This window comes from Solibacillus sp. R5-41 (assembly GCF_002736105.1).
In the GTDB taxonomy this organism is placed as follows: Bacteria; Bacillota; Bacilli; order Bacillales_A; family Planococcaceae; genus Solibacillus.
Genome location: NZ_CP024123.1, coordinates 932,538 through 954,430 on the forward strand (window position 1 = coordinate 932,538; position 21,893 = coordinate 954,430).

23 protein-coding genes are annotated in these 21,893 nt (G+C 39.6%); all 23 read left to right on the plus strand.

Going from position 1 to position 21,893, the window contains the following annotated elements:
- Positions 1 to 55: 55 nt before the first annotated feature.
- Entirely contained in the window at positions 56 to 478 is a 423-nt protein-coding gene (locus CSE16_RS04280; RefSeq protein WP_099422747.1) for a VOC family protein, read from the plus strand.
- 117 nt (positions 479 to 595) lie between these two features.
- Complete coding sequence (fapR, locus tag CSE16_RS04285) at positions 596 to 1,165, plus strand: transcription factor FapR (protein WP_099425745.1); 570 nt, start codon at positions 596 to 598, stop codon at positions 1,163 to 1,165.
- Positions 1,165 to 2,160 (plus strand): phosphate acyltransferase PlsX, encoded by a 996-nt coding sequence (gene plsX / locus CSE16_RS04290; protein WP_099425746.1) that lies wholly within the window; start codon positions 1,165 to 1,167, stop codon positions 2,158 to 2,160. The genes fapR and plsX overlap by 1 nt, the downstream gene beginning before the upstream one ends.
- 26 nt (positions 2,161 to 2,186) lie before the next feature.
- Positions 2,187 to 3,140 carry an ACP S-malonyltransferase gene (fabD, locus tag CSE16_RS04295; RefSeq protein WP_099422748.1) on the plus strand — a complete coding sequence of 318 codons (954 nt, stop codon included), beginning with the start codon at positions 2,187 to 2,189 and terminating at the stop codon, positions 3,138 to 3,140.
- A complete protein-coding gene (fabG, locus tag CSE16_RS04300) occupies positions 3,131 to 3,877 on the plus strand; it encodes a 3-oxoacyl-[acyl-carrier-protein] reductase (protein WP_099422749.1) in 747 nt (248 codons plus the stop codon). Before fabD ends, fabG begins: the two co-directional genes overlap by 10 nt.
- 42 nt (positions 3,878 to 3,919) lie before the next feature.
- Complete coding sequence (acpP, locus tag CSE16_RS04305; protein WP_099422750.1) at positions 3,920 to 4,156, plus strand: acyl carrier protein; 237 nt, start codon at positions 3,920 to 3,922, stop codon at positions 4,154 to 4,156.
- A 236-nt stretch (positions 4,157 to 4,392) separates the two neighbouring features.
- Entirely contained in the window at positions 4,393 to 5,154 is a 762-nt protein-coding gene (gene rnc / locus CSE16_RS04310) for a ribonuclease III (protein ID WP_099422751.1), read from the plus strand.
- Between the two features lies 1 nt (position 5,155).
- Positions 5,156 to 8,737, plus strand: coding sequence for a chromosome segregation protein SMC (gene smc, locus CSE16_RS04315; protein WP_099422752.1), 3,582 nt, complete (start codon positions 5,156 to 5,158; stop codon positions 8,735 to 8,737).
- Positions 8,734 to 9,990, plus strand: coding sequence for a signal recognition particle-docking protein FtsY (ftsY, locus tag CSE16_RS04320; protein ID WP_099422753.1), 1,257 nt, complete (start codon positions 8,734 to 8,736; stop codon positions 9,988 to 9,990). The genes smc and ftsY overlap by 4 nt, the downstream gene beginning before the upstream one ends.
- A 171-nt stretch (positions 9,991 to 10,161) precedes the next feature.
- A complete protein-coding gene (locus CSE16_RS04325; protein ID WP_099422754.1) occupies positions 10,162 to 10,497 on the plus strand; it encodes a putative DNA-binding protein in 336 nt (111 codons plus the stop codon).
- Positions 10,498 to 10,509: 12 nt separating this feature from the next.
- The gene (gene ffh / locus CSE16_RS04330; RefSeq protein WP_099422755.1) at positions 10,510 to 11,868 is read left to right on the plus strand and encodes a signal recognition particle protein; all 1,359 of its coding nucleotides are present in this window, start codon (positions 10,510 to 10,512) and stop codon (positions 11,866 to 11,868) included.
- Between the two features lie 92 nt (positions 11,869 to 11,960).
- Positions 11,961 to 12,233 carry a 30S ribosomal protein S16 gene (gene rpsP, locus CSE16_RS04335; protein ID WP_099422756.1) on the plus strand — a complete coding sequence of 91 codons (273 nt, stop codon included), beginning with the start codon at positions 11,961 to 11,963 and terminating at the stop codon, positions 12,231 to 12,233.
- A gap of 27 nt (positions 12,234 to 12,260) precedes the next feature.
- A complete protein-coding gene (locus tag CSE16_RS04340; protein ID WP_099422757.1) occupies positions 12,261 to 12,494 on the plus strand; it encodes a KH domain-containing protein in 234 nt (77 codons plus the stop codon).
- 321 nt (positions 12,495 to 12,815) lie between these two features.
- Positions 12,816 to 13,334, plus strand: coding sequence for a ribosome maturation factor RimM (gene rimM, locus CSE16_RS04345; RefSeq protein WP_099422758.1), 519 nt, complete (start codon positions 12,816 to 12,818; stop codon positions 13,332 to 13,334).
- Positions 13,334 to 14,062 (plus strand): tRNA (guanosine(37)-N1)-methyltransferase TrmD, encoded by a 729-nt coding sequence (gene trmD / locus CSE16_RS04350; RefSeq protein WP_099422759.1) that lies wholly within the window; start codon positions 13,334 to 13,336, stop codon positions 14,060 to 14,062. The genes rimM and trmD overlap by 1 nt, the downstream gene beginning before the upstream one ends.
- A gap of 133 nt (positions 14,063 to 14,195) precedes the next feature.
- Positions 14,196 to 14,540, plus strand: coding sequence for a 50S ribosomal protein L19 (gene rplS / locus CSE16_RS04355; RefSeq protein WP_099422760.1), 345 nt, complete (start codon positions 14,196 to 14,198; stop codon positions 14,538 to 14,540).
- A 155-nt stretch (positions 14,541 to 14,695) separates the two neighbouring features.
- A complete protein-coding gene (gene lepB / locus CSE16_RS04360) occupies positions 14,696 to 15,262 on the plus strand; it encodes a signal peptidase I (RefSeq protein WP_099422761.1) in 567 nt (188 codons plus the stop codon).
- 97 nt (positions 15,263 to 15,359) lie between these two features.
- Entirely contained in the window at positions 15,360 to 16,238 is an 879-nt protein-coding gene (ylqF, locus tag CSE16_RS04365; RefSeq protein WP_099422762.1) for a ribosome biogenesis GTPase YlqF, read from the plus strand.
- A 273-nt stretch (positions 16,239 to 16,511) separates the two neighbouring features.
- Positions 16,512 to 17,285, plus strand: coding sequence for a ribonuclease HII (locus tag CSE16_RS04370; RefSeq protein ID WP_099422763.1), 774 nt, complete (start codon positions 16,512 to 16,514; stop codon positions 17,283 to 17,285).
- A 5-nt stretch (positions 17,286 to 17,290) separates the two neighbouring features.
- Entirely contained in the window at positions 17,291 to 19,201 is a 1,911-nt protein-coding gene (locus CSE16_RS04375) for a hypothetical protein (protein WP_099422764.1), read from the plus strand.
- Entirely contained in the window at positions 19,198 to 19,497 is a 300-nt protein-coding gene (locus CSE16_RS04380; protein ID WP_099422765.1) for an EscU/YscU/HrcU family type III secretion system export apparatus switch protein, read from the plus strand. The genes CSE16_RS04375 and CSE16_RS04380 overlap by 4 nt, the downstream gene beginning before the upstream one ends.
- A 167-nt stretch (positions 19,498 to 19,664) precedes the next feature.
- Complete coding sequence (gene sucC / locus CSE16_RS04385; protein ID WP_099422766.1) at positions 19,665 to 20,846, plus strand: ADP-forming succinate--CoA ligase subunit beta; 1,182 nt, start codon at positions 19,665 to 19,667, stop codon at positions 20,844 to 20,846.
- Positions 20,843 to 21,745 (plus strand): succinate--CoA ligase subunit alpha, encoded by a 903-nt coding sequence (gene sucD / locus CSE16_RS04390; protein ID WP_099422767.1) that lies wholly within the window; start codon positions 20,843 to 20,845, stop codon positions 21,743 to 21,745. Before sucC ends, sucD begins: the two co-directional genes overlap by 4 nt.
- Positions 21,746 to 21,893 lie beyond the last annotated feature (148 nt).

Sequence of the window (21,893 nt, forward strand, 5' to 3'; positions counted from 1 at the left end):
CAGGAATAATTCATAATTACAAAGACTATTATAAATGAAGAAGAGGTGCAAAAGAATGTCTAAAATGACTCCTTATTTAGTATTCAACGGTGAAACAAGAGAAGCGGTAGAATTGTATGCAAAAGCTTTCAATGCAAAAAATGTGGTAATTTCAACATTTGGTGAAATGCCACCTAATCCGGAGCATCCAATTCCGAAAGAGGCAAAAGATTTAGTCATGCATGCGTTTATTGAATTAGAAAACAGTAAAATGATGTTTTCGGACACTTTTCCAGGTTCTCCACAGGTAACGAAAGGTGACAATATAACGCTTGCCTATACGTCGGACAATGAGCAAGAATTACGTACGATATTTGAACTGTTTGCCAACGGAGGTAGCGTAACCATGCCATTGCAAGAAACATTTTGGAGTAAATGCTATGGACAAGTGACGGATAAGTTCGGAATCGCGTGGCAATTAAGCCATGAATTAGAGTAGAATCGGTGGAACGTAACAAAAAACTGTTGCGTTCTTTTTTTTATCCATGTATATTGGTATTAGTACCAAGTGCTAATACTAATCAAAGAGAAAATTGAAGGCAGGTAATAAATGCGTATGAAGCGTTCCAAAAAAGAGCGTCAGTCGTTATTGACGGAAAAAATTACTGATAATCCATTCGTCACAGATGAACAACTAGCAGCTGAGTTTAATGTGAGCGTTCAAACGATTCGATTAGATCGTATGGAGCTTGCAATACCGGAATTGCGAGAACGCATTAAAGATGTTGCTGCAAAAAAATATGATGAAGTAAAATCACTGCCACTCGATGAAGTAATCGGTGAAATAATTGACATAGAGTTAGATAATCGTGCATTATCGATTTTTGATGTAAGCTCAGAGCATGTTTTTCAACGTAATGGAATTGCCCGAGGGCATCATTTATTTGCACAGGCCAATTCGCTTGCAGTAGCGGTAATTGATGATGAGCTAGCATTAACGGCAAAATCCAATGTGGCTTTTGTGAAACCTGTTCGAGCAGGTGATCGTGTTGTTACAAAAGCGATTGTTACGGGAAAGCAACCTGAAAAAAATCGTACATTCATAGAAGTGATTTCGACCGTTGATAATGAAGTTGTATTCAAGGGTGACTTTGAAATGTACCGCACGAAAGGTGAAGAGAAATGATGAAATTAGCAGTAGATGGTATGGGTGGAGATAACGCCCCGCAAGCGATTGTGCAAGGTGTCCTATTAGCACTTGCGGATTTTCCGAATGTTGAAATCCAGCTATATGGTGATGAACAAAAAATGGCGCCATTTATCCAGCAGCATGAACGCTTACAAGTAATTCATTGCGCAGAAGTTGTTGAAGCTGAGGACGATCCAGCAAGAGCGGTACGTCGTAAAAAAGATTCGTCGATGACACGTATGCTAGAAGCGGTTGCAGAAGGTCGTGCACATGCGTGCTTATCTGCGGGGAATACAGGTGCTTTAATGGCAGGCGGATTATTTAAAGTAGGTCGTATTGATGGTGTTGCGCGCCCAGCACTTGCCACAACATTACCGACGATAAACGGCGATGGCTTTTTAATGCTCGATTTAGGAGCAAATGCAGAGGCAAAGCCTGAAAATTTATTACAATATGCAATCATGGGCGACATTTATGTGAAAAAAGTACGTGCTCAAAAATCGCCACGTGTAGGGTTATTGAACATCGGTACTGAAGAAAAAAAAGGAAATGATTTAACAAAATCCGCGTTTACACTGCTAAACGAAGCCAATTTCAATTTTGAAGGCAATGTGGAAGCACGTGAATTATTAAATGGGGTAGCGGATGTTGTTGTAACGGATGGCTTTACAGGAAATATGGTGCTTAAAAGTATTGAAGGGACAGCAGGAACGATTTTCAAAATGTTAAAGGATTCGTTTATGTCTTCTACAAAATCAAAGCTAGCCGCTGTTTTAGTTAAAAATGACTTAAAACAACTAAAAGATAAAATGGATTATACCGAGTATGGTGGTGCTGCATTATTTGGCCTGAAGTCACCAGTCATTAAAGCGCACGGTTCATCTAATCCAAAGGCAATTTACAGTGCGATTCGTCAAGCGCATATTATGGTAGAGCATAATGTATGTGAAACCATTGCTGAAACGATTGCACAAATGCCAATAACAGAGTAATTTCTATTCACAAAGGGGAACTTATAATGACAAAAATTGCTTTTATTTTTCCGGGGCAAGGTTCGCAAACAGTAGGGATGGGAGCGGGCTTTGTTGCTAGTAACGAAAAAAGTAAGGGATTTTATGAGCGTGCGGATGAAGTGTTAGGTTTTGCGTTAACGGATTATATGTTAAATGGTCCGCAAGAAAAACTGACATTAACGTATCATGCTCAGCCTGCTTTATTAACAACAGGTGTAATGATTGCACAACAATTACAAGATGCAGGGATTACACCGGATTTTACAGCGGGGCATTCACTAGGGGAGTATAGTGCGTTTGTTGTCTCGAACGTATTAACGTTTGAAGACGCGGTAACGACAGTTCATAGACGGGGTGTATTTATGGACGAGGCGGTACCTGCCGGACAAGGAGCGATGGCTGCGATTTTAGCGTTAGACGGTGAAACGTTAGCGGCTGTTTGTCAAGAAGTGTCTGATGCAGGAGAAGTAGTGCAAGTAGCTAACTTCAACTGTCCTGGTCAAATTGTGATTTCAGGGACGAAACAAGGTGTCGATATGGCATGTGTAAAAGCGAAAGAAGCGGGTGCAAAACGAGCGCTACCGTTAGTTGTGAGCGGTCCATTCCATTCGTCATTAATGCAACTGGCGGCGGATAAATTGGCGGCGGTTGTAGAGGAACTTTCATTAAATGAACCTCAAATACCGGTTGTCAGTAATGTGACATCACAAATTTTAACAGATGTAGAACAGATCAAGCGTGAAATGGTTGACCAAGTAACGAATTCTGTTCAATGGGAAAAAAATATTGAAAAGCTTATCGCAGATGGTGTTACGGTATTCATCGAATGTGGTCCAGGTAAAGTATTATCTGGTTTAGTGAAAAAAATTGATCGAAGTGTGCAAACATATTGTGTCTATGACGAGGAGAGCTTAGCGCAAGTTGTTGAAGCATCAAAGGAGTGGACACAATGGGTTTAACTGGGAAATGTGCAGTTGTAACAGGTGCCTCACGCGGTATTGGACGTGCAATAGCACTCGAACTAGCAAGTCAAGGGGCTCAAGTTGTAGTAAACTATAGTGGGAGTGCACAGCAAGCTCAAAACGTTGTTGAAGAAATTCAAGCACTTGGTGGGCAAGCCATTGCCGTACAGGCAAATGTTGCGGATACGGATTCTGTCCAACAATTAATGAAAACAGCAATGGACACTTTCGGCTCAATTGATATATTAGTCAATAACGCGGGCATTACACGCGACAACTTATTAATGCGTATGAAAGATGACGAGTGGGATGATGTCATCAATACGAATTTAAAAGGTGTATTTTTATGTACGAAAGCAGTAACACGTCAAATGATGAAACAACGTGCAGGCCGCATTATTAATATTTCTTCAATTGTAGGTGTTGCAGGAAATCCTGGTCAGGCAAACTATGTCGCGGCAAAAGCAGGCGTTATTGGATTAACAAAAACAACGGCACAGGAACTAGCGAGTCGCAATATTTTAGTCAATGCAGTTGCGCCAGGCTTTATTACAACAGAAATGACGGATGGGCTACCAGCGGATTTAAAGGATGCTATGCTCAAGCAAATTCCGTTAGCAAAATTAGGGCAGCCAGAAGATATCGCAAAAGCAGTGGCGTTTTTTGCCTCAAATAATGCGAACTATATTACCGGACAAACGTTACATATTGATGGCGGTATGGTCATGGTATAAAAACGGTACTACCTACACAATCTTTGAGGGGAGGTGACTGATTTGTCTACAGTAGTTGAACGTGTTTCAAAAGTAATCGTTGACCGCCTAGGCGTTGATGAGAGCGAAGTAAAAGCTGAAGCATCATTCCGTGATGACTTAGGTGCAGATTCATTAGATGTTGTTGAGCTAGTAATGGAACTTGAAGATGAGTTCGATATGGAAATTTCTGATGAGGATGCAGAGAAAATTGCTACAGTTGGAGATGCAATTTCTTACATTGAGAAAAAAATTAGCTAATTCCATATAGAGGCATGCTATCGCAAATTTATTTTTGTGATAGGTGCCTCTTTTTGGTTGTTATAAAGGAAATTATGTATGTGGAATTGCAGGTGAAAGGTATGTATCCTGTTAAATGTGGACGCAATTATGCCGAGGTGTAATCTATCGTTAATTTTTTGACTGAATACCTTTGCACATTGCTATGGAACAAGGTAAACTAAACGATAGAAACTAGAAGGAAGGCAGAAAAGTCTATGATGCAAAGAAGAAAAGGGAATAGTCTAAAAGCAGGTGTACTCCCTGAAAAAGTAAGAAATCAATTTCAAGTTATACAAGAGGAACTGAATATCCATTTCCAAAACACATCTTTATTACACCAAGCCTTTACACATTCATCTTATGTGAATGAGCATCGCCGAAAGTTATTTACTGACAACGAACGCTTAGAGTTTTTAGGGGACGCCGTTTTAGAGTTATCTGTGTCGAAATATTTATTTGAAAAATTCCCGCATATGAGTGAAGGAGAATTGACAAAACTACGTGCTTCAATTGTTTGCGAGCCGTCGTTAGTCATTTTTGCCAATGAATTAAACTTCGGGCATTTTGTCCTTTTAGGTAAAGGGGAAGAGTTAACGGGAGGTCGTGAACGTCCAGCATTATTAGCGGATGTTTTTGAATCCTTCGTAGGTGCCCTTTATTTAGACCAAGGTTTAACGGCAGTTGTCGAGTTTTTAGAGCGAATCGTATATCCTAAAGTAGAAATCGGTGCTTTTTCGCATGTGATGGATTTTAAAAGTCAATTACAAGAAATTATCCAACAAACGAATAATGGCTTATTGCATTATGAAATTGTGGATGAAAAAGGTCCGGCACATAATCGAACATTCGTATCTCGCGTGTTATTAAATGACCAAGAGCTGGGCATTGGAAGAGGGAAATCAAAGAAAGAGGCTGAACAGCAGGCCGCGCAAAGTGCCATGCAAATGTTAAAGCAGTCAAAGCAAGAGGGGGAATAAAATGTTCCTTAAACGACTTGAAGTAGTAGGCTTCAAATCATTCGCAGAAAGAGTTGGAATTGACTTCGTACCAGGGGTTACGGCGGTAGTTGGGCCGAATGGTAGTGGGAAAAGTAATGTCACGGATGCCATTCGCTGGGTATTAGGCGAGCAGTCAGCCAAATCGTTACGTGGCGCAAAGATGGAAGATGTCATTTTTGCAGGTAGTGAATCGCGTAAACCGTTAAATTTTGCTGAAGTGACATTAGTATTAGACAATGCAGATGAACGAATTGCCATTCCATATACAGAAATTAGTGTGACAAGACGCGTGTATCGTTCGGGTGATAGTGAATACTTGTTGAATAATCAGCAATGTCGCTTAAAGGATATTACGGATCTGTTTATGGATTCCGGACTGGGGAAAGAAGCGTTTTCAATTATTTCTCAAGGACGTGTCGATGAAATTTTAAACAGCCGTCCAGACGACCGACGAAGTATTTTCGAAGAGGCTGCCGGTGTTTTGAAATATAAATTACGCAAGAAAAAAGCAGAGCATAAGCTTGTTGAAACAGATGAAAACTTAAATCGCGTACTCGATATTTTACACGAAATCGAGGTTCGTCTTGAGCCTTTGAAAATCCAAGCATCCAGTGCGAAAGATTATGTTCGAATGACAACGGAACTAAAAGACTTTGATATTTCGCTCATGGTCCACGATTTATTAGCGCATGAAAAAACATTAAAAGTATTCGTTGAAGAACATCAAACGTTGTCTACTACGGAAAAAAAGCATGCGACAAATATTGTGGCATTAGAAGAAGTTATAAACAAAATCCGTACAGAATTAAAAACAATTGATGATATTCTTGATGCTTCACAAGAACAGCTTGTCGAGGCAAGCTCGGAAGTAGAGCGTTGGGAAGGGCGAAAAGCGTTAGTTAATGAAAAACGCTCTAATGCTGAAAAACAAATTCAACAATTGCGTGGGAATTGGACGGAAGCGAAGCATGCTGTAACAGACTTGGAGCTAAATGAGCAAGAAAAGCGCCAGCAGTTTACTGAAAAAAAGGAAGCTGTGCAACAAATTCGTTCTGCCTTAAAGCAACTTGAACAAGCGTTAACACGTAGCGCTACAGAAATCGAAGAAGAGATTGAAGAAGCAAAAAATACGTATATTAACTTATTAAATGAAGAAGCAACGGTAAAAAATGAACTGAAAAATATTGAACAACAGCTTACGCAAGAGCAAGAATCTGTTGAACGTATGTCAGGTCGTTCTACAGTAATGCAAAAGGACTTAGATCAGGCATTAATTTTAAGAGACGTAACATTGAAAACGTTAGCGCAAGTAGAGGGAACGATAAAAGAGCAGCTAGGTCGTTATGACATCGCACAAATTCAATTTAAAACTGTAACTGCGGATTTAGATGATAAGCAGGCACTTCTTTATAAAGCCTATCAGCATCATCAACAGCTAAAAGCACGAAAAGAAACATTAGCAGAGCTAGAAGCTGATTTCTCAGGTTTCTTCCACGGTGTTAAGGAAGTGTTATTAGCACGTGATCGCGCACAGTTACAAGGGATTGAAGGCGCGGTAGCTGAACTGATTCAAGTGAATGCATCGTACTCACAAGCGATTGAAACAGCATTAGGCGCGGCTTCTCAGCATATAGTTACAGAAACAGAACAACATGCGCAAAAAGCGATTGGTTGGTTAAAGCAAAAACGTGCGGGTCGTGCAACATTTTTACCAAAAACGGTTATGCGTTCTCGAAAATTAATGCCACAACAGCTAATGGGTGTACAAGATCACCCCGCATTTATTTCGCTTGCCTATGAATTAGTTAATTTTGAAGAAGAAAACCGTGCGATTGTTGAAAATTTACTTGGAAATGTCCTTGTTGCGAAAAATTTAGAAGGAGCGAGTCAAATTGCCCGTCTATGCGGTTTTAAATACCGTATTGTGACACTTGAAGGAGATATTGTAAATGCGGGAGGATCTTTAACTGGTGGTGCGGTAAAACAACAAAGTTCATTATTTTCACGAAAAGCTGAGCTGGATAAGTTAACCGAAACATTAGCTGAGATGAATTCGACAATTTCAATTGCAGAGCAAACGGTCGCTACGAAAAAAGCTGAGATTGTACAATTACGTCATGATTTAGATGAGATGAAGCTGCAAGGTGACTCGATGCGTGAACAGGAGCAAATTCATCGCGCGAAATTATTAGAGCTAGAAATGACGGTTAAAAATTTACAATCAACGGTTTCCATTACGCAATCGGAGCAATCGACGCTATCATCGCGTAAAGAAGTATTATACGAGCAAAAAGAACGTGCGCAAAAACGCCTTGCTGAGTTAAAGGTAGAATTACAAACTGTGCAACAAAACGTAGATGAATTAACACTTGCTAAAACGCAAAGTGAAACACAAAAAGACGTTTTAAGAGAACAGCTTGCACAGCAACGTTCAGCGCTTGCAGTTGCACAAGAACAGTTAACACAAGTTCAAGTTTCAATCGCTAGTATTGAACTGAATTTAACGAAGGCCCAAGCATTGGTCGAGAAGATTTCCCAGGAAATTGCGTGGATTGAATCGGACGATGGATTAAGTGGTCCTTCACCAGAAGAATTGGAACAAACAATTGTCGAGTGGACGAATAAAAAGAACGTGCTCAATGAAACGATTCAACAAAAGCGAGAATCTCGAACAGCGCTTCATGAGCAAGTAACAGAAACAGAGACACAATTGCAAGAAGTGCAACGTGTACATAAAAGCTTTGTGGATGCGTTACGGTCGTTAGAACTAAAACGAAGTCGTGTTGAATTTGAAATAACAAATTTGCAACAACAATTATTAGAACAATATGATTTAGATAGTATTTCTGCGCAAGATGAAGCGATTGAAATCGTAGAAGAAGAACAAGTTCGCCGGAAGGTAAAGCTATTAAAGCAATCGATTGAAGAGCTTGGTCCCGTTAATTTATCCGCGATGGATGAATTCGAACGGGTACAAGAGCGCTATGTTTTCTTAAGCGAGCAACGTGAAGATTTAGTCGCTGCGCAAGAAACCTTGCATCAAGCGATTAGTGAAATGGACCATGAAATGACGGATCGATTTAATGAAACATTCAAATTGATTCGGAAGCAATTTGCAATTTCATTCCGCGAATTATTTGGTGGTGGTACGGCGGATTTAGTATTGCTTGAGCCGGACAACTTACTAGAAACGGGTATTGAAATTATTGCTCAACCACCGGGGAAAAACTTGCAAAGCTTGAGCCTATTATCGGGTGGAGAGCGTGCATTAACTGCGATTGCACTATTATTTGCCATTTTAAATACGCGTCCCGTTCCGTTCTGTATTTTAGACGAGGTAGAGGCCGCTTTAGATGAATCAAACGTAGCGCGCTACAGTAGTTATTTACGGAAATTTAGTGAACACACACAATTTATCGTTATTACGCACCGTAAAGGAACGATGGAAGGTGCCGATGTACTTTATGGGATTACAATGCAAGAATCGGGTGTCTCGAAGCTTGTATCGGTAAAACTGGAAGAAGAAGCGGATATAGTAAGTCAAGGGAGTGTTAAAAAATGAGTTTTTTTAAACGACTGAAAGAGAAATTAATAGGTGGTGGCGAAGAAAAAGAGTCATTAGACCAATTAGACCAAACTCAACCGGATACCGATAATTCACAGTTGCAATTAACGGAAAAGGAAGAAATGGATACGCCTGTTGAAGAACATAAGCTGGAAGAGGAAGCCGTTATACAAGCTGAGCTTCCAGAAAAACGTGAAGAAATTTCGAAACCAGAAGTTATGGAAGTAGAGCAACATGAAATCGTAGTCAATGAAGAGGTCGTTGAAGAAGAGGAACAACCTTCTGCTTGGTCGATTACACAAAAGTTTAAAGCGGGACTTGAAAAAACGCGTCATTCATTTACATCTAAAGTAAACGATTTAGTCGCTCGTTACCGTAAAGTGGATGAAGATTTCTTTGAAGAACTAGAAGATGTTTTATTACAAGCGGACGTAGGCTTTGAAACGGTAATGGAATTAATGGATAAATTACGTTTTGAAGTACAACGAAAAAACATAAAAGATACAAAGGGTATTCAAGCGTTAATTTCTGAAAAATTAGTAGAAATTTATGAATCAGGTGGCGAAAATCTAACTGAAATAGCAATGCAACCTAAAGGTGAATTGACGGTTATTTTATTTGTAGGGGTAAATGGTGTTGGTAAAACGACAACAATTGGAAAACTAGCACATCGTTTGAAATCGGAAGGTAATACAGTTGTGCTTGCTGCAGGTGATACGTTCCGTGCTGGAGCGATTGACCAATTACAAGTTTGGGGAGAGCGTGTTGGTTGTGAAGTAATCGCGCAATCAGAAGGATCCGATCCGGCGGCTGTCATGTATGATGCAATTCATGCGGCGAAATCACGCAATGCCGATGTTTTAATTTGTGATACAGCTGGTCGTTTACAAAATAAAGTGAACTTAATGAATGAGCTTGAAAAAGTGCATCGTGTCATTTCACGTGAAATTCCGAATGCACCACATGAAGTTTTATTAGCATTAGATGCAACAACTGGTCAAAATGCATTGGTACAAGCTCAAACATTTAAAGAAGTAACAAATGTAACGGGAATTGTATTAACGAAGCTTGATGGTACAGCAAAAGGTGGTATTGTGTTAGCAATTCGCAATAAGCTACACATTCCAGTGAAGTTTGTCGGTCTTGGTGAAAAAATGGATGACTTACAACCATTCGATGCAGAGCGCTATGTTTATGGCTTATTTGCAGAAGGTCTAGAAAAAGAACTAAATGAAGTAGAAAACGACTAAAATAAACACGTATTAAAACCCACCATTTTCATATTATTGGAAGTGGTGGGTTTTTACTGTTTAAGGAGATTGTATACAAATAATTATTGTTTAAAGACAAGGGAATTGCCTTGACAGTAAACCTTTTCAGGATTATGATAAGATGGACTAATTATGATTGGAGAGATAAAGATGCTGCTTGAAAAAACAACACGCATGAACTTTCTCTTCGACTTTTATCAAGCATTATTGACAGAAAAACAGCGAAGCTACATGGAACTATATTATTTAGATGATCACTCATTAGGTGAAATTGCTGAAAGTTATAGCATTTCTCGACAAGCTGTTTACGATAATATTCGCCGTACTGAGGCGATGCTTGAAGAATATGAAGATAAATTAAGGCTATTTGAAAAATTCCAACAACGTCAGCAAGTGTTAAAACAGATGACGGATGCGATAAAGGATGGTTCATCTACGGTAGATGAACAACTCGCATTAGTTGAACAATTGAAGGAATCGGATTAGGAGGCGAACAAAGTGGCTTTTGAAGGTTTAGCAGAACGACTCCAAGGTACGATCCAAAAGATTAAAGGTAAAGGGAAAGTTACGGAACAAGACGTTAAAGAAATGATGCGTGAAGTCCGATTTGCCTTAATCGAAGCGGACGTAAACTTAAAAGTAGTCAAAGAATTCGTAAAAAAAGTTAGTGAGCGCGCTGTCGGTGTAGATGTCATGAAGTCATTAACACCAGGGCAACAGGTCATTAAAATTGTACAAGATGAATTGACTATTTTAATGGGTGGCGAACAAAGCCCGATTAAATTTAGCAACCGTCCACCGACTGTCATTATGATGGTAGGTTTACAAGGTGCTGGTAAAACAACGACTACCGGAAAGTTAGCGAGTGTTTTACGTAAAAAATATAATAAAAAACCACTTTTAGTCGCTGCCGACGTCTATCGTCCAGCTGCGGTTCAGCAATTACAAACATTAGGAAAGCAATTATCATTACCAGTATTCTCGCTCGGAACTGATATTTCACCTGTGGAAATTGCGCGACAAGCGATCGAACATGCTAAAGAAGAGCATCATGATGTTGTGTTGATTGATACAGCCGGTCGTCTACATATTGACGAGGAACTGATGCAAGAATTAAAGGACATTCGTGCATTAAAAGAGCCAGATGAAGTGTTCTTAGTTGTTGATGCGATGACGGGTCAAGATGCTGTAAATGTTGCACAAAACTTTGATGATGCAGTTGGTATTACAGGTGTAGTTTTAACCAAGTTAGATGGTGACACACGTGGTGGTGCCGCGCTTTCGATTCGCTCTGTTACAGAAAAACCGATTAAATTTGTTGGTATGGGCGAAAAAATGGATGCACTTGAGCCATTCCACCCTGAACGTATGGCATCTCGTATTTTAGGGATGGGTGACGTTTTATCATTAATTGAAAAAGCACAGGCAAATGTAGACATGGAGAAAGCGAAAGAGCTTGAAGAAAAGTTCATGACGCAATCGTTTACATTTGATGATTTCATTGAGCAGCTACAAGCCGTGAAAAAAATGGGTCCATTAGATGAAATTTTAAAAATGTTACCAGGTGCAGGGAAAATGAAGGGCTTAGACAATGTCAAAGTCGATGAAAAGCAAATGGGTCGCATTGAAGCGATTATTTATTCAATGACACCTGCTGAAAAAACGACACCTGAAATTATGAATGCGAACCGGAAAAAACGGATTGCTCAAGGTTCAGGTACGTCGATTCAAGAAGTAAATCGCTTATTAAAGCAATTTGAAGAAATGAAAAAAATGATGAAACAAATGACTGGAATGGCGTCTGGAAAAGGGAAGAAAAAGATGAAAATGCCAGGCTTTGATTCATTATTTAAATAAATAATAAGGTGTTAAGAAAAAAACCTTTACAAACAACCAAGACATTGCTAATATAATATCTTGTGTGAAACTTATTCGGAGGTGCTTAAAAAATGGCAGTTAAAATTCGCTTAAAACGTATGGGAGCTAATAAATCTCCTTTCTATCGTATCGTAGTAGCAGACGCTCGTTCACCACGTGATGGTCGTCAAATCGAAACAGTAGGTACTTACAACCCACTTACTCAACCAGCTACAGTAAAAATCGATGAAGAGAAAGCTCTTAAATGGTTAGCTGACGGTGCTAAACCATCTGATACTGTACGTAACCTGTTCTCAGAACAAGGTATTATGGAAAAATTCCATAACGCTAAATATAGCAAATAATTCAGTAAATAACTCGGAGGTGGCTTTATGCAGCAGCTGATTGAAGCAATTGTTAAACCATTAGTCGATTATCCAGAAGAAGTCCGTATTGAGACGGATGAAAGCTCTAATCGAGTTGTTTATAAGCTTTTTGTTCATCCAGAGGATCGAGGAAAAGTCATAGGCAAGCAAGGACGTGTTGCGAAAGCGATTCGGACGATTGTGTATTCAGCAGCAAGCAGTCACCATAAGAAGAAGACTTACGTCGATATATTGGATTAAGAAAAAGGAGGGGGCAGTTGCTTTCCCTTCTTTTTTTCATATCAATTACGCCTTGGCGTAATTGCGTCCAGATTATTTTCGAGCATGCTCGTTGGGGATATTAGCCTAAGTTCGTCGCGTCCGTGCGACAACGGCTAACTGACCTGCATCACGCAGGCCTCCCTTAAAAAATCTGTGACATCTGCCGGGGCTTTAACTTGATTCAGCCAGGGTTTGAACCCTCACTGAATTAAGAGTATATTTGGCATCCATCGGCAACTTATAAAAGTGGCCGACTTTTGCTGAAGCAAGTTAAATAAATTTTTTACGAGGTGAATAGGCATGGAATGGTTTAATGTGGGTCGTATTGTTAATACACATGGGATTCGTGGAGAATTACGCATTTTATCAACAACGGATTTTGAAGAAGGACGTTTTTCGGTTGGGTCGAAGTTAGCAGCATTTAAAAAAGATGATAATAAGCCGACTTGGATAACGATCGCTTCAAATCGTCGCCATAAAAACTTTATACTAGTAACGTTTGAAGGAATGGAAAACATCAATTTAGTAGAGCCTTTTAAAGAAGGGATGCTAAAAGTAACGATTGACCAATTAGCAGACGATGAACTAGAAGAAAATGAATTTTACCACTTTGAAATAGTTGATTGTGAAGTGTTTTCTGAAGAAGGCGAACGAATTGGGATTGTGACGGAAATATTAGAAACGGGCGCAAATGATGTTTGGGAAATCCAAGCACAAGGCGGGAAGAAACATTATATTCCTTATATCGAGGATGTTGTGAAAGAAATTGATGTCGACAATAAAAAAATTATCATTCATGTGATGGATGGACTATTATAATGAAAATTCATGTACTTAGCTTATTTCCAGATATGTTTAATGGTGTTTTTGGGGCATCTATTTTAAAAAAAGCACAAGAAAAGCAAGCTGTAGAACTAGCGGTTTCTGATATTCGAGAATACAGTGAAAATAAGCATAAGCAAGTAGATGATTATCCATACGGTGGCGGTGCTGGGATGGTATTAAAACCAGAGCCAATGTTTAAAGCCGTAGAAGCCATTACAGAAGGTCGTAAGCCACGCGTTATTTTATTGTGTCCTCAAGGCGAACGCTTTACGCAAAAAAAAGCAGAAGAGTTAGCACAAGAAGAGGATTTAGTGTTCTTATGTGGGCATTACGAGGGCTATGATGAGCGTATTCGTCAATATTTAGTAACCGATGAAATATCTATCGGGGACTTTGTTTTAACGGGTGGCGAACTACCTGCGATGACCGTAATAGATGCAGTCGTTCGTTTGCTCCCTGGTGTACTTGGTCAGGCGGATTCTCATATTCAAGATTCCTTTTCAACGGGGTTACTAGAACACCCTCATTACACGCGTCCTGCTGATTTTAGAGGGATGACGGTGCCAGAAACCTTATTGTCAGGAAACCATGCGAAAATTGATGAATGGCGTGAGGAGCAGTCTTTTAAGCGAACACTTGAAAGACGTCCAGACCTTATAGAGGCACTTGAATTAACGCCGAAGCAATTAAAGATAATTGAAAAAATAAAGTCTGAAATGTAAAGCAAAACTACTTGCAAGCGTCTATTTTTTATGATAAAATTCAATCTGTGCTTCTATGTAAAGCGCTGAATTACGGTGTTCCGCTGTGGCTAACATATAGCGTGCATGAGCATCTGTCTAAGGAGAGAAAACAATGTCAAACATTATTACAGAAATCACTAAAGATCAACTACGTTCAGACTTACCTTCATTCCGTCCTGGTGACACAGTTAAGGTACACGTTAAAATCGTAGAGGGTACTCGTGAGCGTATTCAATTATTCGAAGGTGTAGTTATTAAACGTCGTGGTGGTGGAATTAGCGAAACTTTCACAGTACGTAAAATTTCTTACGGCGTTGGTGTTGAGCGTGCTTTCCCAGTACACACACCAAAAATTGCTAAATTAGAAGTAGTTCGTAAAGGTAAAGTACGTCGTGCTAAACTTTACTACCTACGTAACCTACGCGGTAAAGCAGCTCGTATTAAAGAAATTCGATAAGATCTGTTTAGAAAGGGGCTTGTTCTTACAAGTCCCTTTTCTTTCATCATTGAAAAGTATGCAAAAATTCAATAGATATGCAAGAAGGATTATTTTTTTGCTTGAAATACATATTTCGTTTACAATATATGTGACAGGTCAAGGGGGAACGCTACATGGAGAGTACTGGAAAAGAAAAAAATGAGCTTTGGGAATGGACAAAAGCTCTACTCATTGCATTTGCAATCGCAGCATTTATTCGCTATTTTTTATTTACACCAATTGTAGTGGATGGGGATTCGATGATGCCAACCCTTGAAAACGGCGACCGAATGATTGTTAATAAGTTTAGCTATAAAATAGGGGAGCCAGAGCGTTTTAATATTGTTGTATTCCATGCACCTGAACAAAAGGATTATATTAAGCGTGTAATCGGTTTACCTGGTGACTATGTTGAATATAAAGACGATCAGCTGTACATTAATGGCGAGCCGATTGATGAACCGTATTTAGATGCATACAAGGCGGAAATTAGCGAAGGCAATTTAACTGGCGATTTTTCACTAAAAGATATTGACCCATCACTTGTTAATGGGATTCCAGAAGGTTATGTATTCGTAATGGGGGATAACCGTCGCTTTAGTAAAGATAGTCGCCATATTGGTCTAGTTCCTCAAGAAGAAATTATTGGGAATACAAGCATCATTTTTTGGCCTTTAAATGAAATTGCAGTAGTGAAATAAATAGGCAAAGACTGAGGAGAGGGGCGAGTAATCTCCTCATTTTCCCGTGGATATGGAAAAGATAGTAGTATGTAAGAAATAATTGGAGGTACACAACATGACGATACAATGGTTCCCGGGGCATATGGCAAAAGCGCGTCGCCAAGTCTCTGAAAGCTTGAAATTAGTCGATATTATTTTCGAGCTTGTGGACGCACGCTTACCAATTTCATCTCGTAATCCGATGATTGACGAAGTTATTCATCAAAAACCACGTTTATTAATTTTAAACAAGCAAGACATGGCAGATGAGCAACAAACACGTCGCTGGATTCAATATTTTAGTGAACGAGGGCATAAGGCGGTTGCAATTAACTCATTAGAAGGAAAAGGGTTACAGGCCGTGACAAAAGCTGCTCAGGAAATATTAGAAGAGAAATGGGCGCGTATGAAAGCAAGAGGGATGAAGCCGCGTGCAATTCGCGCGATGATTGTCGGCATTCCAAACGTAGGAAAGTCAACGCTTATTAATCGCTTAGCGAAGAAAAATTTGGCGAAAACAGGAAATACACCAGGAATAACGAAAGCACAACAATGGATTAAAGTAGGGAAAGAAATTGAGCTACTTGATACACCGGGGATATTATGGCCAAAGTTCGAGGATCAAGAAGTTGGTTATAAATTAGCGTTAACAGGCGCAATTAAAGATTCCATTATGAATATGGAAGACCTTGCCGTTTATGGCTTGCAATTTTTAACTAAGCGTTATCCAACCCGTATGCAGGAACGCTACGACATTGAAGCGATTGATGAAGAGTTAGTCGTAACTTTCGATCATATCGGCAAGCTAAGACGTGTTTTTGCCCAAGGTGGCGAAATTGATTATGACCAAGTAGCATTATTAATAGTACGCGACATTCGTAATCAACACTTAGGGAAACTAACATTTGATTTTGTTGAGGAACAAATTGAAAAAGAACAACTCGAAGAAAATTAACAATGAAATGGAAGTCTACGCAAATTATGTGTAGGCTTTTTGTTATTTATTGCTTATCATCATAATCGGGATGACAAAAGCACTTTAAAAATGTAAGTTGAATGGAATGAAGAAAAGGCGACTTTCGCGTAAAGTGTCCGTAACGGCATGGAAATAAACTCCCAATATATAGGTGAACCTTATCTATGCTAAATTCAATCTTTAGATACGTGAGCATTTTACCTTTTTGAAAAAGAACCGATACAATGAATAGACATTAACTAGGAGAACGATATGAAAACAATTAAAGAAATTACACAAGCATTAAAAATGGCCCAGCACTATGAACCGTGGATGGATGGCATACAAGAAGATGGAAGAAGTGGTGTTCAAAAAGCGTGGCAGCAATATTGTAAACGGCTAGAAAAGCAACGTCAATTGTTAGCGGCCCATCAGGAAAAGCTGAAGTTTGATGCTTCCTATTTGCCACACGAAAATGCTTATCTCGCAGGTACTGATGAGGCGGGGCGGGGTCCATTAGCGGGTCCTGTCGTAACAGCGGCGGTTATATTACCGAATTATTGCGAAGAGCTGCACGGAATAAATGATTCAAAGCAACTATCAAAAGAGCTACGTGAAAACTATGCGAAACGAATTAAAGAACATGCAATAGCGTACGCGATTCATTTTCAAAGTGCTGATGAAATTGATCGTTTAAATATTTATGAAGCAACAAGACAATCGATGAAAAAAAGCATTGAAGGGCTTGCAATCCAGCCTGATTTCGTTTTAGCGGATGCCATGACGTTACCTATTGATATTGCACAAGCGTCCATTGTGAAAGGGGATGCAAAAAGTTTGGCGATTGCAGCAGCCTCCATTTTAGCGAAAACCGCTCGTGATCATTACATGGAAGGCTTACATGAGCAGTTTCCACTGTACGGTTTTGCACAGCATGCCGGGTACGGAACGAAACAGCATTTAGAAGCGCTAGCACAATTCGGTCCGACAAGTCATCACCGAAAAACATTTGAACCAATAAAATCTATGATTGCAAAAAGGGAGTAACCTTTATGACGTCTACATCATTTAACCCGATACAAATGAATACGCAGCAACCGACAACTAATCAGTCATTGACGTTTAAGCAAGATCAAGTATTTCACGGTACGATAAAAAAACTGTATCCCGACCAAATGGCGGAAATTCAAGTTGGGGGACAAAAATTAATGGCAAAACTTGAGATGCCATTAAAAGTTGGGGATGCTCATTTTTTCCAAGTGACAAATACAAACCCCCAAACAGAATTAAAAGTCGTATCTGGCCCAATGTCACAAACAATGACTCCCACGCAACAAATGAATCAACTGCTAGAAACGATGAATTTACCGAAGACATCAGAAATGCGACAAGTGCTGTCTCATTTTATGAAGGAACAGCTACCGATTTCGAAGGAGCAGTTAGTCGCTGCCGAAAGCTGGATGAAAAAACTGCCTGAAGGTGTATTGAAAAATGATGCATTACAGGCGTTACAGCGTATGGTAGAACTGAAAATGCCTTTTACAAATACAGTATTTCAGGCATTGACCCAAGGGGCAAAAACGGATGGTATGTCTGTAAATTTAGCGAATTTAGCACAGTTATTAGCAACGCAGCAAGGTGGAAATGACGCATTAAAAATGAATTTATTGCAGCAAATTCAGCAATTAGCGAAGCCTCTAGATGCGGAAACTGGCGGTGTATTACTTTCACGTAGCATGCAATCTTTAATGGATTCATCAGCCGCCATTTCAGTTAAATTGCAAGCGCTGACAGTGTTGAAGGGAGCTGGGATCTTGCCACAAAATGCAACATTACAAAATTGGCAATCCATTCAGCAACCATCCACTACACAGCCATTACAATCTCAGCAAAGTGGTTTGCCGCAACAAGTGGGACAAATGATTCAGCAACTTGCTCAAACGTCACCAGAGCAAATGAAACCAGTAATCGAGCAATTAAAAGCTTGGGTAGCAAATGAAAATTTATTAAACATATCACAAAAAGAGCAAATCCAACAGCTCATAGGGCGTTTTTCGCAAATCCCGATGTCAAAGCAATCTATCGAGGTGTTCACGAAACAATTGCAAGAGCAGCTAGTAAAAGCCTTTACAGACAATAGCTCCTCTAGACTGTTCACACAAGATGAGCGAGGAATGACGGTCAAGGACCAGCTGCTATCGTTAATAAAGCCTGATTCAAACCTAGCTGTGAATGATTCATTACTGCGAAATTTAGTAAAAGTATCAGCTAATAGTCCACAGTCAGCCATTCAAAGTGCACTTATACAGGCAGAAGCACAAGTCAAATCAGCAGCTGATAGTAAGGCAATGGAGCAGGCAATTAAAACGGTCCTAAAAGGTTTAGGGGTGAGCTACGAAGCTACATTGTCGAGTAAGGCAGGGGATATTCAAGCGATTGCAAATCAAATAAAGCCACAATTATTAGCGCTTGTACAAGATTTACAAACACCACCTGCATTGCGTGATGCGGCCGATACAGTTTTAGCTCGAATGAATGGTATGCAGCTTTTATCAGGTGAAAATGGTCATCAACATCAAATAGTCATGCAAGTGCCACTCGAGTTTTTCGGTAAAAGAATGGATGCTACCTTACAATGGAATGGGCGAATGAAGGACGACGGAAAAATTGATGCAAATTTCGCCCGCATTTTATTTTATTTAAATATGGAATCGCTAGAGCAAACGGTGATCGACATGCAAGTACAAAATCGCGTTGTGACGATTAATGTATTTAATGATCATCCGAGCCTAGAACAATTAGCAATACCGTTAAAGGAAACGTTAAAACGAGGGCTCACTGAAAAGGAATACCATTTATCCGGCATCTTTATTAAGCCTTTTGAAGATCAAACACAAAAAGTGGCTACAAAGAATCCGATCCAGCCGGAAGAACAGCAAGGTGGTGTGGATATTCGCGTATGACTGAGAAAAAATTTATACGAAAAGAGGCAATTGCTTTATCATATAATCCTTCAAAAAGCGATGGGCCGACCGTTGTGGCAAAAGGGAAGGGAAAAATTGCAGAAAATATTTTACAGCAGGCAGCGCTTCATGATGTTCCCGTTTATGAGGACCCGAGCCTCGTAGAATTGTTGGGACAGCTCGATTTAAATACATCTATACCTGAAGAATTATATCAGGCTGTCGCAGAAGTTTTTGCTTTTATTTACAGATTGGATGAACAGCATAAACTACAATCAAATAACGATAAATGGTAAGCTTTTCGGAGCTTGCCATTTTTTTAATTTATCTGACTAGGTAGAACTATTCGTGATAAAACGATGTTAAAAAGGTTTTTGCGACAAAGATAGACATTTTCTGAATTATTGTTTAAAATGAATATGTTAGTAGAATAATTTCCAATTGTCCGATGGGAGGATGTATCATGAATATCCATGAATATCAAGGGAAAGAAATTTTAAGAAAATACGGTGTAGCTGTTCCGAAAGGGAGCGTAGCTTTTTCACCAGAGGAAGCAGTAAAGGTAGCAAAAGAATTAGGGGCAAATGTAACAGTAGTGAAAGCACAAATCCATGCTGGTGGTCGCGGGAAAGCAGGCGGCGTAAAAATTGCTAAAAACCTTGATGAAGTGCGTTCATACGCAAAAGAATTATTAGGGAAAATTTTAGTGACACATCAAACGGGTCCAGAAGGTAAGGAAATAAAACGCCTTTATATAGAAGAAGGTTCAGACATTCGTAAAGAGTATTACTTAAGTTTAGTACTTGACCGTGCGACTTCTTGTGTAACAATGATGGGTTCTGAAGAAGGCGGTATGGATATTGAGGAAGTGGCTGAATCAAATCCTGAGAAAATTTTCAAAGAAGTGATTGATCCAGTAACAGGCTTAATGCCATTCCAAGCAAGACGTATGGCATTTAATATGAATATTCCAGCAAACCTTGTAAACAAAGCGTCAAAATTAATGTTAGGCATCTACAAAGCATTTATTGACAAAGATGCATCGACAGTTGAAATTAATCCGCTTGTTGTAACGGGTGATGATCAAGTAGTGGCACTAGATGCTAAGTTCAACTTCGATTCAAATGCATTATACCGTCAGAAAGATATCGTAGAATTACGTGATTTTGACGAAGAAGATCCAAAAGAAATTGAAGCGTCAAAATATGACTTAAGCTATATCTCACTAAATGGTAACATTGGTTGTATGGTAAACGGTGCAGGACTTGCAATGGCAACGATGGATACGATTAGCTATTATGGCGGCTCACCCGCAAACTTTTTAGACGTTGGGGGCGGTGCGACGGCAGAAAAAGTAACAGAAGCCTTTAAAATCATTTTATCGGATCCTCATGTTAAAGGGATTTTTGTTAATATTTTTGGTGGCATTATGAAATGTGATGTTATTGCTCAAGGGGTTATTATTGCTGCAAAAGAAGTAGGGTTAGCTGTGCCATTAGTCGTTCGATTAGAAGGGACAAATGTTGACCTTGGTAAAAAGTTGCTAAATGAATCAGGTTTAAATATTGTGGCGGCTGATTCAATGGCAGATGGGGCACAAAAAATTGTGAAGCTAGTAGAGGCTGAAGGCGGGGTTAAGTCATGAGTGTATTCATTAACAAAGAGACAAAAGTTATTGTACAAGGAATTACAGGAGAAACAGCCCTTTTCCATACAAAGCAAATGCTTGAATACGGGACAAAAATCGTGGCAGGTGTTACACCAGGTAAAGGCGGCCTAGAAATCGAAGGCGTGCCGGTATTCAACACAGTTCAAGAAGCTGTAGATGTGACAGGTGCCAACGTTTCGGTTATTTATGTACCAGCTCCTTTTGCGGCGGATGCAATTATTGAAGCAGTAGATGCAGGGCTTGATATGACGATTTGTATTACGGAACATATCCCTGTATTAGACATGGTAAAAGTAAAGCGCTATATGGAAGGCAAAAAGACTCGTTTAGTCGGACCGAACTGTCCAGGCGTGATTACGGCAGATGAGTGTAAAATTGGTATTATGCCAGGTTATATTCATACAAAAGGTCATGTTGGCGTTGTTTCACGTTCGGGTACACTAACGTATGAAGCGGTGCATCAATTATCACAAGAGGGAATTGGTCAAACGACAGCTGTCGGAATTGGTGGAGACCCTGTAAATGGGACAAACTTTATCGATTGCTTAAAAGCATTCAATGAAGATCCAGAAACGTATGCAGTTGTTATGATTGGTGAAATCGGTGGTACGGCAGAGGAAGAGGCTGCTGAGTGGATTCAAGCAAACATGACAAAACCTGTCGTAGGATTCATTGGAGGGCAAACAGCACCTCCAGGGAAGCGTATGGGGCATGCTGGTGCCATTATTTCAGGTGGTAAAGGTACTGCAGCAGAAAAAATCAAAGCGATGAATGCAGCAGGAATTGAAGTTGCACCTACGCCTTCAGTAATTGGGGAAACATTAATTAAAGTAATTAAAGAAAAAGGTCTATACGAAGCTTGTAAGACACATTAAAATAAAAGATGTAGCGTCGCCATGCGCTACATCTTTTTTTTAAAAAAGAAACAAATTGAATAAATTGTCTCAATCGATGCTTACACTTCGCTACAAACTCAAATAAAACAAATTAAGCGGTCATTTCACTTTCTTCTATTAAAAATAA